At 62.6% G+C, this 13753-nt stretch carries 12 protein-coding genes and 1 riboswitch; of the genes, 8 read left to right on the top strand and 4 right to left on the bottom strand.

Translation table 11 applies throughout. The annotated features are described in order from the left end of the window. Positions 1 to 80 precede the first annotated feature (80 nt). From KZJ38_RS02270 to KZJ38_RS02285, 4 genes are all read right to left on the bottom strand, one after another. Positions 81 to 2009: a TRAP transporter large permease subunit gene (locus KZJ38_RS02270; protein WP_219798603.1), complete on the bottom strand. Its 1929-nt coding sequence runs from the start codon at positions 2007 to 2009 to the stop codon at positions 81 to 83. After that, positions 2006 to 2641 (bottom strand): TRAP transporter small permease subunit, encoded by a 636-nt coding sequence (locus KZJ38_RS02275; protein ID WP_219798604.1) that lies wholly within the window; start codon positions 2639 to 2641, stop codon positions 2006 to 2008. The genes KZJ38_RS02270 and KZJ38_RS02275 overlap by 4 nt, the downstream gene beginning before the upstream one ends. 33 nt (positions 2642 to 2674) lie before the next feature. Continuing rightward, positions 2675 to 3700, bottom strand: coding sequence for a TRAP transporter substrate-binding protein (locus KZJ38_RS02280; protein ID WP_425518298.1), 1026 nt, complete (start codon positions 3698 to 3700; stop codon positions 2675 to 2677). Between the two features lie 288 nt (positions 3701 to 3988). After that, positions 3989 to 4981, bottom strand: coding sequence for a LysR family transcriptional regulator (locus KZJ38_RS02285; RefSeq protein ID WP_219798606.1), 993 nt, complete (start codon positions 4979 to 4981; stop codon positions 3989 to 3991). 196 nt (positions 4982 to 5177) lie between these two features. Between KZJ38_RS02285 and KZJ38_RS02290 the strand changes: the two genes are divergently transcribed. The 8 genes from KZJ38_RS02290 (at position 5178) to KZJ38_RS02325 (ending at position 13741) form a co-directional block, all read left to right on the top strand. Next, complete coding sequence (locus KZJ38_RS02290) at positions 5178 to 5645, top strand: CidA/LrgA family protein (RefSeq protein WP_219798607.1); 468 nt, start codon at positions 5178 to 5180, stop codon at positions 5643 to 5645. A gap of 52 nt (positions 5646 to 5697) precedes the next feature. Further along, the gene (locus tag KZJ38_RS02295; protein ID WP_219798608.1) at positions 5698 to 6435 is read left to right on the top strand and encodes an LrgB family protein; all 738 of its coding nucleotides are present in this window, start codon (positions 5698 to 5700) and stop codon (positions 6433 to 6435) included. A 187-nt stretch (positions 6436 to 6622) separates the two neighbouring features. Further along, positions 6623 to 6746, top strand: a riboswitch (S-adenosyl-L-homocysteine riboswitch). A gap of 30 nt (positions 6747 to 6776) precedes the next feature. Further along, positions 6777 to 8198 carry an adenosylhomocysteinase gene (ahcY, locus tag KZJ38_RS02300; protein ID WP_219798609.1) on the top strand — a complete coding sequence of 474 codons (1422 nt, stop codon included), beginning with the start codon at positions 6777 to 6779 and terminating at the stop codon, positions 8196 to 8198. Positions 8199 to 8301: 103 nt separating this feature from the next. After that, entirely contained in the window at positions 8302 to 8655 is a 354-nt protein-coding gene (locus KZJ38_RS02305) for a phage holin family protein (RefSeq protein ID WP_219798610.1), read from the top strand. A gap of 89 nt (positions 8656 to 8744) precedes the next feature. After that, positions 8745 to 9575 (top strand): methylenetetrahydrofolate reductase [NAD(P)H], encoded by an 831-nt coding sequence (metF, locus tag KZJ38_RS02310; RefSeq protein ID WP_219798611.1) that lies wholly within the window; start codon positions 8745 to 8747, stop codon positions 9573 to 9575. A 332-nt stretch (positions 9576 to 9907) separates the two neighbouring features. Then, on the top strand, positions 9908 to 11539 hold the full coding sequence (locus KZJ38_RS02315) for an ABC transporter substrate-binding protein (protein WP_219798612.1): 1632 nt from the start codon (positions 9908 to 9910) through the stop codon (positions 11537 to 11539). 157 nt (positions 11540 to 11696) lie between these two features. Beyond that, the gene (locus KZJ38_RS02320) at positions 11697 to 12710 is read left to right on the top strand and encodes an ABC transporter permease subunit (RefSeq protein WP_219798613.1); all 1014 of its coding nucleotides are present in this window, start codon (positions 11697 to 11699) and stop codon (positions 12708 to 12710) included. A 113-nt stretch (positions 12711 to 12823) separates the two neighbouring features. Beyond that, positions 12824 to 13741: an ABC transporter permease subunit gene (locus tag KZJ38_RS02325; protein WP_219800078.1), complete on the top strand. Its 918-nt coding sequence runs from the start codon at positions 12824 to 12826 to the stop codon at positions 13739 to 13741. Positions 13742 to 13753: the final 12 nt, after the last annotated feature.

Genomic DNA, 13753 nt, shown 5'->3' on the forward strand with positions numbered 1-13753 from the left:
CGAATCGACCTCTCTACCATGGGCCGACGCCGCAGACCGCGCCGCGCCGGGCGTGCGCTGCCGCCGGCGCGTGGTGTGTGTCAGTCATAAAGCACCGACGGAAGCCACAGTCCAATGGCGGGAAACAGATAAAGCAGCACGACAGCGACGATCTGAATCGCCATGAAGGGCATCATGCCGGCGAAGATCTGGTTCAACGTTACATGCCGCGGCGCAACGCCTTTCAGATAAAAGGCGGCCATCGCGACCGGCGGTGACAGAAACGCGGTTTGCAGATTGAGCGCGACCAGCAGGCCGAAGAAAAGCGGATCGATATTGAAGTGCGCGAGCAGCGGGATAAAGATCGGCATGAAGATGACGATGATCTCCGTCCATTCGAGCGGCCAGCCGAGCAGAAAAATAATGATCTGCGACAGCACCATGAATTCGAGCGCCGACAGTTGCATCGACAGCACCCATCGCTCGATGAGCGCCTGTCCGCCGAGCAGCGCGAATGCCGCCGAAAAGATCGACGCGCCGACGAAAAGCCAGCACACCATTGCGCTGGTCTTAGCGGTCAGAAACACCGATTCCTTCAGTACCGTGAAATTCAGCTGCCGATACAGTGCCGCGAGTATTACGCCGCCCAATGCGCCGACCGCGGCGGCCTCGGTCGGCGTCGCGAGTCCGAACACGATCGAGCCGAGCACGGCGACGATCAACGCGGCAAGCGGGAAGAACGAGCCGAGCAGCATCTTGAAGATTTCGAGGCGCGCGAAATCGAACCACAGATAGAAGGCGATCGTCAGCAGCGCAACGATTCCGGTGCCGATCCAGAACCACTTTGACGGTTGATTGGCTGCATGCCTTTCCGGTTTGTCCACGGTGGCCGGCAGACTTTCCGCGTGCGGCGCATTGGGGGCCGCGCGCGCTGCCTCGTCTGCATTGCCGGGCGCCGCGCGAGCCGTCGCCGGCTCGGCGGGCGGCGCCTGCAGACTGTCGATGCCAGGCGGCGCAGCGTCGTCGGAAAAGCGTTGTTCGCTGAGGTCGATCGGCGCGGCTGCCGTCAGTGCCGGCTGAGGTGCCACCGACACGCGGTAGCCGAGCAGCGCGGCACCGAGCACGGTGATGGCGGGAATCAGCGCGATCGCAATTTGCCGATTGAGCATGCGCCGTGGCACGGCAATACCCGACCTGTCGTGCCGCAGCCGCATCAGCGCAAGCAGCGCACCGGGACCGCGCCTACCGGTGGCCGGTTGCGCGTATTCGGGCAACGGCACGCGGCGCTCGTCCTCGGACAGCGGCGGCGCGAGGTCTGGACGCAGCTTCGCGACGACGATCGTGTAGATAATGTAGAGCCCGGCGAGCATGAGCCCGGGAAAGAATGCGCCCGCATAGAGCTGCACGACCGACACGCCCGCGGTCGCGCCATACACGATCAGAAGGACGGACGGCGGAATCAGGATGCCGAGGCAACCTCCGGCGGTAATCACGCCGGCCGACAGCCGTGTGCCGTAGCCGGCCTTCAGCATCGCGGGAAAAGCGAGCAGCCCCATCAGCGTCACGACCGCGCCGACAATGCCGGTCGCGGTCGCGAAAATCGCACACGTCACGAGCGTGGCGACCGCGAGCGAACCGGGAATGCGCGCGAGCGCGAGGTGCAGACTCCTGAACAGGCGCGCGACGAGGTTGGCTCGTTCGATCAGATACCCCATGAAGACGAACAGCGGTATGGAGATCAGCACCTCATTGGTCATCACGCCATACGTGCGCTGCACCATCAGGTCGAGCGTCTGCCGGACCGCCAGCTCCGGGCTTGCACTTCGATAGGCGAGCCACGCGAACAGCACGCCCATGCCCATCAAGGTGAACGCGGTCGGAAATCCGAGCATGATGCAGATCACGATCAGCGCGAGCATCAGCAGGCCGAGGTGCTCGTTTGTCATCGCGGACGGCGCCGGCATCAGAAACACAATGCCGGCGAGCACCAGCGCCATCAGACAAAGTCCGAACCACGCCTCCTTTCTCATGGCGCGCTCCGCGTTTCGGTGGGGCTTTGGGCGTCCTGCTGCACCGAGGCCGCGGTTTCGCGCGGCGGTTCGCCGATCGACTGCTTGAGCTTCTCGACATCGACTTCCTCGACGTCGCCCGCGCGTCGCGGCCAGGTGCCGCGACGCAGGCAGATCGCGCAGCGCACGATTTCCGCCGCGCCTTGCAGCAGCAGAAACGCGCCCGCTATCGGTATGACAGCCTTGAACGGGTAGATCGGCGGGCCGTCTGCCGCAATCGACGAGTGCTCGTTCTGCCTGAGCGAATCGTTAAAGAAATCGATGCCGGCCCACACGAGCGCGACGGTGCCAGGAATAAAAAAAACGACGTACAGCACGAGATCGACGAGCGCCTGGGTGCGCGGCGGAAAAAAGCCGTACAGCACGTCGCCGCGCACATGGCCGTTGCGCGACAGCGTGTAGGCGCCCGCCATCATGAACAGCGTGCCGTAGAGCATGTTCGCCGCGTCGAATGCCCATGCGTGCGGCGCGCCCAGCGCGTAACGCGAAAAGACCTCGTAGGAAATCATCAGCGTGAGCGCGACGATCAGCCACGCGAACGCCTGGCCTACCCATGTGCTGATCGCATCGACACGCAGCAGCAGCTTTTGCATGGATCGCTCACAGCGGTTGCCCGCGAACGTCCTTCACGTCTTTTTGCCGAAGTAGTACGCGGCCGCCATCCGGTAGTCGACGTTCGTGTCGCTTTGCCAGCGTGTCGTACGCTCGGCGAATGTGCGCATTGAATCGTTGACTTTCCTGAACATCGGATTCTCTTTCTCCTTTCTGGCGACGATGTCGTCCCAGACCTTGAGTTGCGCCTGCAGCACCGCATTCGGCGTTGCGTAAAACTTCACGCCCTGTTTCTGCAATGCGAGGTAATCCTTCGAATAGCGGTCGATGGCCTTCCACGACATGTCCTGCGAGGCGGCTTCGACCGCGTTGCCGATGATCGCCTTCAGATGCGGCGGCAGCGCGTCGTATTTCGGCTTGTTAAAGAGAATCTCGAACGTTTCGGAGCACTGGTGGAAACTGCGCAACATGCAGATCTTCGACACATCGGGAAAGCCGAGCTGGCGATCGGAACTCGCATTGTTGAACTCGGCTGCGTCGAGCAGGCCGCGGTCCATCGCCGGAACGATCTCGCTGCCGGGCAGCGCGTTGACCGCTGCGCCCATTGCCGTAAAGATATCGATCGATAGTCCGACGGTACGAAACTTCGTGCCTTTGAGATCGTCCGGCTTCGTGATGGGCTTCTTGAACCAGCCGAGCGGCTGTGTCGGCATCGGTCCGTACAGATAGGACACGACGTTCAGATTGAGGTCGCGGTAGATCTCCGCGAGCAACTCCTTGCCGCCGCCGTACTTATGCCACGCAAGCAGCATGTTCGCATCCATGCCCCACGCCGGGCCCGAGCCCCACAACGCAAGCGCCGAGTTCTTGCCGTACCAGTAGGCGCACACGCCGTGGCCGCCGTCGAGCGTGCCCTTGCTGACCGCATCGATCAGATCGAACGCCTTGACGACGGCGCCCGACGGCAGCACGTCGATCTTCAGGTCGCCGCCGGTCATCGTGTTGACCTTGCCGGCGAAGTCGACGGCATATTCGTGGAAGATGTCTTTTTGCGGCCACGTGCTCTGCCAGCGCATCACGATTGGGCCTTGAGCCTTCACGATCGCCGGAAAGCCTAGCGATACAGCCCCGGTGGCGCCGGCCGCCGCCCCCGCGGAGGCGCGCCGAAGAAATTTTCGGCGCGCCGATTCACCTTTTCCCTTCCTGTCAGACGTGGCCACGGCGATCTCCCCAGAACTTGTTCTGCCGCGCGATGCTGCTGGACAGCGAGCTGTCGCTCGCGGCCCGGTCAGCCGTTCAGCTGCCACTGAATTCTAGGTAGGCCATTTTGTAATGCCAATGAAAGGTTAACCATTACGTTACCTGGCGCATGCTGGCGAGCATCGGCCTCATTTCTCGCCCTTGCTATGACTCGTGCTGTCGCCATTCCTCGCTGGCACTGCGGCGCCGCCACTCATCACGATCCCCAGAGCCGGCGCATGCATGAAGTCATCGCCGGATTGCCCGCGCAGCGTTTCTCGCGCGACATCGAGCCACGCGCGCGCCGCATGCGACAGGTAGCCGTTGCGCCGCCAGCCGATCGCGATTTCCCACAGAATTTCCGGCTCGACGACCGGCCGGCACGTGAACTCGGCCGCATCGAGCCGTCGGCAATACGGCGCCGGCAGCAGCGCGATACCGACACCCGCCAGCACGAGCGCCACCATAAAGTCCCAGTGCTCGCTGCGGCTCACGATGGTCGGTGCAAAGCCGGCGGTACGGCATGCGCGCTGCACGATGTCGTTGAGCGCGAGGCTTTCGCCGTAGAACACGAACGGCTCGTTAGCGAGATCGGCAAGCGGCACCTCTTGCACTGCGTCCCAGCGCGTACCCTTGCGCGCGACGAGCCACAGGCGCTGACGCGTCATCGGCAGCGCGTCGATCTTCTCCGGATCGACCGGCAGCAGCACGCCGCCGAGTTCAAGCTCGCCATCGATCAGCGCCGCTTCGACGGCACGCGAGCCTTCCTCGATCAGCTTCAGTTCGACCTTCGGGTAGCGCTGGCGGAACGCGGCGATGGCCGGCGTGAAGAGCGCGCCGCCCATCGGCGGAATGCCGATCGTCAGCGTGCCGCGGCCGAGCGTGCCGAGGTCGTCGAGTTCTTTCTGCAGCTGCGCCTGCGCGGCGAGCACGTCCTGGCCGCGCTGATAGACGATCCGTCCCGCGTCGGTCAGCACCATCTGGCGGCCGTCGCGCAGCAGCAGCGGCGAGCCGATTTCGTCTTCGAGCGCCTTCACCATCTTGCTGATGGTCGGCTGCGTCACGTACATCTGCTCGGCGGCAACGGTGAAGCTTTGCTGCCGGACGACCTCGATGAAGTAGCGAAGTGCACGCAGTTCCACGATAAGGCTCCCGATAGGTATCCCGGCCGACCCGACGCCGGCTTCGGGGCCGCAAGGCCGTGATTGCCGTACAGCGCACGCCGTGCAGTCCGTCGGATTCCATTATGGAATGATTTGAATGAGTCTAAGTCATTATATTTATATCAGGGATAACCCTATACTCGTCTGACCATAAAAGTTTCCAGGGAGTGGCCAGATGAGCGTTTCCATGACGAGGTTTGCCGCCAGCGCTCGATCGGGCGCGCTCGAGCCGGTCGTGCGCGTCGCGCGGATCGTCGCGCAGTGTCTGGCGCTCGCGGGCGTCTGGTTCGTCGCCGATTTTGCGGTGAAGCGCATCGGGTTGCCGGTGCCGGGCGGCGTGGTCGGGCTGCTCGCGCTGCTGGTCGCGTTGCTGTGCGGCGGCATCGCGCCGCGTTGGGTGAAGGCGGGCGCCGACTGGCTGCTGTCCGAATTGCTGCTGTTCTTTATTCCGGCTGCCGTCGCGGCGGTTCAGTACGGCGGGCTCTTTCGCGAGGACGGCTGGCGGCTTGCGCTCGTCGTCGCGGGCGGCACGCTGATGGTGATGGTCGCGGTGGCGTTTGCGGTCGAGCAGGCGTCGCGTTTCGAACGCCGGCTGGCGCTGCGCCGCGTGCCGGTGAGTGCGGGTCGCGTCGGTCGCGGTTGAGCGACGCTTCGAGCGATCAGTTGAACGCCACTACCATGCCCGCGCCCACGTCATGACCACGCTCCCCACGTCCGCGTTTTTCACGTCCCTGTTTGCCGACGACGCGTCGCGCGTGATCGCCGCCGCCTGTTTTGTACTGACGGTCGCGCTCTACTTCCTGTCGAAGATGCTCTACGCGCGCGTGAAGACGATGTGGCTCACGCCGCTCGTCGCCGTGCCGATCGTGCTCGTGGCAATCGTCGCGTTCGCGCATATTCCGTATCGCGTCTACTTCCAGGACACGCGCTGGCTCATGTGGCTGCTTGGGCCGGCAACCGTCGCGTTCGCGGTGCCGATCTACGAGTATCGCGAACTGATGAAGCGGCACTGGATTTCGCTTGCGGTTGGTGTGGTGGTCGGCATTGTCGTTGCGGTCGGCGGCTCGCTTGCGCTCGCGAAACTGCTGCACCTGTCGCCGGAATTGCAGCGCAGCCTGATGACGCGCTCCGTCTCGACGCCGTTCGCGCTCGCGGTCAGCGACAAGATTCACGCGCCGAAAGACCTCACGGCGCTGTTTGTGATCGCAACCGGCGTGTGCGGCATGATCTTCGGCGAACTCGTGCTCGCGCTGTTGCCGCTGCGCTCGCGGCTTGCGCGCGGCGCGCTGTTCGGTGCGGCCGCGCATGGTGTCGGCACCGCGAAAGCGCGCGAGCTCGGCAGCGAAGAAGGGGTGGTCGCGAGCCTCACGATGATGATCGCCGGCGTCGTGATGGTGCTGCTCGCGCCGCTGCTTGAAATGCTGCCAATTTGAAGCTGAAGCGTGAAGCTGAAGTGCGGATCTGGGGCGCGCATCTGAAGCGAGAATTGAACACACGAATGTCAGGCAGCGGATGCCTTGAACACGCCACCGCCGGCCTCGTTCCGGCGCGCATTTATCGGGCCCCATCACGGTAAATGCCGGTCGCACGCGCCATCCTGATTTGCTACAATCTGCCCTCGCCTTTGAGGAGCGTTGCGACGGGTTCCCGCCCGCCAGGCTCGAAGGTGGTCAATCCGAAGAGTGAACGCATGCGGTGAACCCGCCCTGCATTGGCTCTTCGCATCGAACGGCGCTCACGTCAATCTTCTAATTCTCTTAGAAAGGAGGGCGTGATGAACGCCGCAGTTTACGATTCCAAAGACTCGAAAGATTTCATCGTCGCAGACCTCTCGCTCGCAGGCTGGGGCCGCAAGGAACTGAACATCGCCGAAACGGAGATGCCGGGCCTCGTGCAGATTCGCGACGAGTACAAGACCCAGCAGCCGCTGAAGGGCGCGCGCATTGCGGGCTCGCTGCATATGACGATCCAGACCGGCGTGCTGATCGAGACGCTGAAGGCGCTCGGCGCCGACGTGCGCTGGGCCTCGTGCAACATCTTCTCGACGCAGGACCACGCCGCTGCCGCGATCGCTGAAAGCGGCACGCCGGTGTTCGCGTACAAGGGCGAATCGCTCGACGAATACTGGGAATACTCGCACCGCATCTTCGAATGGCCGAACGGCGAATTCGCGAACATGATTCTCGACGACGGCGGCGACGCAACGCTGCTGCTCATCCTCGGCTCGAAGGCCGAGAAGGATCGTTCGGTCATCGCCAAGCCGACCAACGAAGAAGAAACCGCGCTCTTCAAGTCGATCGCGCAGCATCTCGACGTGGACGCGACGTGGTACTCGAAGCGTCTCGCGCACATCAAGGGCGTCACCGAAGAAACGACGACCGGCGTGCACCGTCTGTATCAGATGGAAAAGGAAGGCCGTCTGCCGTTCCCGGCGATTAATGTGAACGACTCGGTCACGAAGTCGAAATTCGACAACCTGTACGGCTGCCGCGAGTCGCTCGTCGACGGTATCAAGCGCGCAACGGACGTGATGATCGCGGGCAAGATCGCGGTGGTCGCAGGCTACGGCGATGTGGGCAAGGGCTGCGCGCAGTCGCTGCGCGGTCTCGGCGCGACGGTGTGGGTCACCGAAATCGATCCGATCTGCGCGCTGCAGGCGGCGATGGAAGGCTACCGCGTCGTGACGATGGAATACGCGGCCGACAAGGCCGACATCTTCGTGACGGCCACCGGCAACTACCATGTGATCAACCACGATCATATGAAGGCGATGCGCCACAACGCGATCGTCTGCAACATCGGCCACTTCGATTCGGAAATCGACGTCGCGTCGACGCGCCAGTACCAGTGGGAAAACATCAAGCCGCAAGTCGACCACATCATTTTCCCGGACGGCAAGCGCGTGATTCTGCTGGCGGAAGGCCGCCTCGTGAACCTCGGCTGCGCAACGGGCCACCCGTCGTTCGTGATGTCGAACTCGTTTACGAACCAGACGCTCGCGCAGATCGAACTGTTCACGCAAGGCGGCAAGTACGAGAACAAGGTCTACGTGCTGCCGAAGCAGCTCGACGAGAAGGTCGCGCGCCTGCACCTCGCGCGCATCGGTGCGAACCTGACCGTGTTGTCCACGGATCAGGCGAGCTATATCGGCGTCGACAAGAGCGGTCCGTTCAAGCCGAACCACTACCGTTACTAAGCACGTTGCGGATGCGCGCGGTGTCGCCATATATATGGCATGCACCGCGCGTATTCATGTTCAATGCGGACCGTAAGCACAACGTGAACATAAGGAGCCTCCGATGACCGTGCTGTTGACCTGGCTGATTAATGCGCTTGCGTTGTTGATCATCACGTACCTCGTGCCGTCGATCCACATCCGTAGCTTCGGCACCGCATTGATCATTGCGCTCGTGCTCGGGCTCATCAACACGGTGTTGCGGCCGGTGCTGATCCTGCTGACATTGCCGGTCACGATCCTTACGCTCGGGCTCTTCATTCTCGTCGTCAACGCACTGTGCTTCTGGCTGTGCGCGTCGCTGTTGAAGGGCTTCGAAGTGTCGGGCTTCTGGTCGGCATTCTTCGGCTCGATTCTGTACAGCATCGTTTCATGGCTGCTGTCCGCGCTTATTCTCGGCAATCGCAGTTTCGCCTAGCCGTTGCCGCGTGAAACGTGACCTATGACACGTAACACGCGGCGCACGGCGGGCATTCGGCGACGGCCCATCGGATTCTGATCCGGACCATGAACCCCATCGAACTTTCATTCGAATTCTTTCCGCCTAAAACGCAGGAAGGCGTCGAGAAGCTGCGCGCGACGCGCGAGCAGCTGCTTCCGCTCAGGCCGAAGTTTGTGTCGGTCACATTCGGCGCGGGCGGCTCGACGCAGCAAGGCACACTCGATACCGTCATCGAGATGTCGAAAGGCGGGCTCGAAGCGGCGCCGCATCTTTCGTGCATCGGCTCGTCGAAAGACGACCTGCGTCGGATTCTCACCGAGTACCGCTCGCATGGCATTCGCCATATCGTCGCGTTGCGCGGCGATCTGCCGTCGGGTATGGGCTCGGTCGGCGAGCTGCGTTACGCGTCGGAACTCGTCAGCTTTATCCGCGCCGAATTCGGCGACTGGTTTCATATCGAAGTCGCCGCGTATCCGGAATACCATCCGCAGTCGCGCACGCCGCGGCACGATCTCGAGAATTTCGCGCGCAAGGTGAAAGCCGGCGCCGATTCCGCGATCACGCAGTATTTCTTTAATGCGGATGCGTACTTCCAGTTCGTCGACGACGCGCGCAAGCTCGGCGTCGATGTGCCGATCGTGCCCGGCATCATGCCGATCACAAACTACTCGCAGCTGATGCGCTTCTCCGAAATGTGCGGCGCCGAAGTGCCGCGCTGGATCGCGCGGCGGCTCGAGAGTTTCGGCGACGACCGCGAGTCGATTCGCGCGTTCGGGATCGACGTGGTAACCGGGCTGTGCCAGCGGCTCGTCGATGCGGGCGTGCCGGGCCTGCATTTCTATACGCTCAACGCCGCCGCGTCGACGAAGACGATTTGCGAGCGGCTCGGCCTGTAGGCTCGGGGCTGCATATCACCCGCTGCGCATAGCTCATGCTGTGATCCAAACGTCTTGCGCGAGATCGCGCAAGACGTTTGGCAGCACAAAGCGCTAATCAGGCCAACTCGAGGCCAACTCGAGGCCAACTCGAGGCCAACTCAAGACCAAATCAAGGTCAACCCGGAGCCTACCTCGGGCCAACCTGGGACCAACCCAGGGCCGCGCTGCCACCCCCTCCCTATACATGTTTCAACGTTTGCGCCACCGGATTTTGTCCGCTTGTGAGGGCCCGTAAAGCTCAGTAATATCGCGCTACGCTGGCTTTGACCGGTTAAAAACGTGGAGGAAACATGAAACAAAACAGACTGTTGCGCGCGCTCCGGCTCACGACGCTGAGCGCGGCCGCAGCGGCATCGATGGTGGGCGCCCAACTGGCGAACGCTGCCGATATCCCGAACAAAACCCTCGTCTACTGCTCAGAAGGCAGCCCTGCGGGTTTCGATCCGGCGCAATACACGACGGGCGTGGATTTCACCGCGAACACGTTCACCGTTTATAACCGTCTCGTCGAATTCGAGCGCGGCGGCACGAAGGTCGAACCGGGCCTTGCCGAAAAGTGGGACGTGTCGCCGGACGGCAAAACGTATACGTTCCATCTGCGCCACGGCGTCAAATTCCAGACCACTTCGTTTTTCAAACCGACGCGCGAGTTCAACGCCGATGACGTGATCTTCACGTTCCAGCGCATGCTCGATCCGAACCAGCCGTTCCGCAAGGCGTACCCGGTGCAGTTCCCGTACTTCAGCGACATGGGCCTCGACAAGCTGATCACGAAGGTCGAAAAGGTCGACCCGTACACGGTGAAATTCACGCTTGCCGAAGTGAACGCGCCGTTTATCCAGAACCTCGCGATGGAATACGCGTCGATTCTGTCGGCGGAATACACAGACCAGCTGTTGAAGGAAGGCAAGGCCGCCGACATCAACCAGAAGCCGGTCGGCACGGGCCCGTTTATCTTCAAGAGCTACACGAAGGACGCGACGATCCGTTTCGACGGCAATCCTGATTACTGGAAGCCGAACACGGTGAAGGTGTCGAAGCTGATCTTCTCGATCACGCCCGACCCGGGCGTGCGCGTACAGAAGCTGAAGGCCGGCGAATGCCAGGTGATGAGCTATCCGCGTCCGGCGGACATCGCGCCGCTGAAGGCGGACAACAACATCGCGATGCCGTCGCAAGCGGGCTTCAACCTCGGCTACCTCGCGTACAACGTCACGCACAAGCCGCTCGACAAGGTCGAAGTGCGCGAAGCGCTCGATATGGCGATCAACAAGAAAGCGATCATCGATTCGGTCTACCAGGGCGCGGGCCAGCTCGCGACGAACCCGATGCCGCCGACGCAATGGTCGTACGACAAATCGCTGAAGGTGCCGTCGTACGATCCCGACAAGGCCAAGGCGCTGCTCGCCAAGGCGGGCTTCCCGAGCGGCTTCGAGATCACGTTGTGGGCGATGCCCGTGCAGCGTCCGTACAACCCGAACGGCAAGCTGATGGCCGAAATGATCCAGGCCGACTGGGCGAAGATCGGCGTGAAGGCGAAGATCGTCACGTACGAGTGGGGCGAGTACATCAAGCGTGCGCACGCGGGTGAAGACGATACGATGCTGATCGGCTGGACCGGCGACAATGGCGATCCGGACAACTGGCTCGGCACGCTGCTCGGCTGCGACGCGGTGAATGGCAATAACTTCTCGAAGTGGTGTTACAAGCCATTCGACGAGCTCGTGAAAAAGGGCCGCGAAACCAACGGCCAGGACGCACGCACGAAGTTTTATGTGCAGGCGCAACAGATTTTTGCGGAACAACTGCCGTTCTCGCCGATCGCACACTCGACCGTTTATCAGCCGATGAGCAAGAAGGTCACCGACATGCGCATCGAATCGCTCGGTTACCTGCGCTTCGACGGCGTCGGCATGCAGTAGTGCGGCCCGTCGTGACACGCCGCGGCGATCATACGCATAACCCGCCGCGGTAAGTTTTTCGCACGGTTAAGAAGACTGGTCGAAACTGTCCGGCGACGGGGTCACGAGCCCTTGTCGCCGGTTGCATTTTTCCCCATCCAACCCATAGGGACGTTCCATGTTCCGATTCGTTTTGCGCCGCATCGGGATGGTGATACCGACTTTCATCGGCATTACGATCCTTGCGTTCGCGCTTATCCATCTGATTCCCGGCGACCCCATCGAGGTGATGATGGGCGAGCGCGGCGTCGACCCGGCTACGCATGCCGCGGCGCTGCACCGCCTCGGGCTCGACGAGCCGCTGCCGCTTCAATATTTGCACTATGTCGGCCGCGCGCTGTCCGGCAATCTCGGCACGTCGTTCATCACGAACACGAGCGTGATGGGCGAATTCCTGGCGCGCTTTCCGGCCACGGTCGAGCTGTCGATCTGCGCGATGCTGTTCGCGCTCGTGGTCGGCTTGCCGGCCGGCGTGTTTGCCGCGCTCAAACGCGGCACCGTCGTCGATCACGGCGTGATGGGCACCGCGCTCACCGGTTACTCGATGCCGATCTTCTGGTGGGGCTTGATCCTCATCATGGTGTTTTCGGCGAAGCTCGGCTGGACGCCGGTGTCGGGCCGCATCGCGGTCGAATACGACATTCCGCATGTCACAGGCTTTCTGCTGATCGACTCGCTTCTGCCCGGCACCGACGAAGGCTCGTTCCGCTCCGCGGTCAGCCATCTGATTCTGCCGGCGATCGTGCTCGGCACGATTCCGCTTGCGGTGGTTGCGCGCATGACGCGCTCGTCGATGCTCGAAGTGCTGCGCGAAGACTATATCCGCACCGCGCGCGCGAAAGGCTTGTCGCCGGTGCGTGTGGTCGTCGTGCATGCATTGCGCAATGCGCTGATTCCGGTCGTCACGGTAATCGGTCTACAGGTCGGCACGCTGCTCGCGGGCGCCGTGCTGACCGAGACGCTGTTCTCGTGGCCCGGTATCGGCAAGTGGCTGATCGATGCGATCAGCCGGCGCGACTATCCGGTCGTGCAGGGCGGTATCCTGATGATCGCCACGCTTGTCATTGTTGTGAACCTCGTCGTCGACCTGCTGTACGGCGTGTTGAATCCGCGCATTCGCCATACGAGGTAAAGAATGGACTACCCCCACGCTCACATTCGTTCCCTGTCCCCCAAGGGGACTTCCTATGGGGCGCCCCCCGAGGGGGCGCATGCCTCCCTTGAGGCGGCTCGGCGGGAGGCATGATGGCAGACATCCAGAACACAGTCCCCCAGTCGGTCACTCCGCCAAGCGGCCGGGCAATCGCCGCGCGTGAATTCTGGGCCAACTTCTCGCGCAATCACGGCGCGGTCGGCGCCGGCATCATCGTGCTCGTGCTGGTGGTGATCGCGATCTTCGCGCCGCTGATTGCTCCGCACAGCCCGATCGAGCAGTACCGCGATTCGGTGAAAATTCCGCCCGCGTGGCTCGACGGCGGCAACTGGAAGTTCATCTTCGGCACCGACGAAGCGGGCCGCGACATCCTTTCGCGACTCATGTACGGCGCGCGGCTGTCGCTCTGGATCGGTTGCGTATCGGTGGTGCTCGCGCTGGTTCCCGGCATCGTGCTTGGCCTGATCGCCGCGTTCTTCGACAAGTGGGCCGACACGCCGATCATGCGCGTCATGGACGTGCTGCTCGCGCTGCCGTCGCTGCTGCTTGCGGTTGCCGTGGTTGCAATCATCGGTCCGGGCCTCTTCAATACGATGTTCGCGATTGCGATCGTCGCGCTGCCGGGCTACGTGCGGTTGACGCGCGCATCGGCGCTCGGGGAACTGCACAAGGAATACGTGATGGCGTCGCGCGTCGCGGGCGCCGGCACGCTGCGGCTCATGTTCTCGCAAGTGCTGCCGAACTGCACCGCGCCGCTGATCGTGCAGGCCACGCTCGGCTTTTCGTCGGCCATTCTCGATGCGGCGGCACTCGGCTTCCTCGGCCTCGGTGTCCAGCCGCCGTCGGCCGAGTGGGGCGCGATGCTCGCGTCCGCGCGCGACTATATCGACAGCGCATGGTGGATCGTCACGATGCCCGGTCTCTCGATTCTGATCTCGGTGCTGGCGATCAACCTGCTCGGCGACGGGCTGCGCGATGCGCTCGATCCCAAACTGAAACGGATGGCCTGACATGAATGATCA

This window comes from Paraburkholderia edwinii, assembly GCF_019428685.1.
GTDB classification, from domain to species: domain Bacteria; phylum Pseudomonadota; class Gammaproteobacteria; order Burkholderiales; family Burkholderiaceae; genus Paraburkholderia; species Paraburkholderia edwinii.

Coding starts and splice junctions, on each gene's coding strand:
- KZJ38_RS02325 (WP_219800078.1), top strand. CDS start 12,824: ATGGCAGACATCCAGAACACAGTCCCCCAGTCGGTCACTCCGCCAAGC.
- KZJ38_RS02275 (WP_219798604.1), bottom strand. CDS start 2,641: ATGCAAAAGCTGCTGCTGCGTGTCGATGCGATCAGCACATGGGTAGGC.
- KZJ38_RS02270 (WP_219798603.1), bottom strand. CDS start 2,009: ATGAGAAAGGAGGCGTGGTTCGGACTTTGTCTGATGGCGCTGGTGCTC.
- KZJ38_RS02295 (WP_219798608.1), top strand. CDS start 5,698: ATGACCACGCTCCCCACGTCCGCGTTTTTCACGTCCCTGTTTGCCGAC.
- ahcY (WP_219798609.1), top strand. CDS start 6,777: ATGAACGCCGCAGTTTACGATTCCAAAGACTCGAAAGATTTCATCGTC.
- metF (WP_219798611.1), top strand. CDS start 8,745: ATGAACCCCATCGAACTTTCATTCGAATTCTTTCCGCCTAAAACGCAG.
- KZJ38_RS02290 (WP_219798607.1), top strand. CDS start 5,178: ATGAGCGTTTCCATGACGAGGTTTGCCGCCAGCGCTCGATCGGGCGCG.
- KZJ38_RS02315 (WP_219798612.1), top strand. CDS start 9,908: ATGAAACAAAACAGACTGTTGCGCGCGCTCCGGCTCACGACGCTGAGC.
- KZJ38_RS02320 (WP_219798613.1), top strand. CDS start 11,697: ATGTTCCGATTCGTTTTGCGCCGCATCGGGATGGTGATACCGACTTTC.
- KZJ38_RS02305 (WP_219798610.1), top strand. CDS start 8,302: ATGACCGTGCTGTTGACCTGGCTGATTAATGCGCTTGCGTTGTTGATC.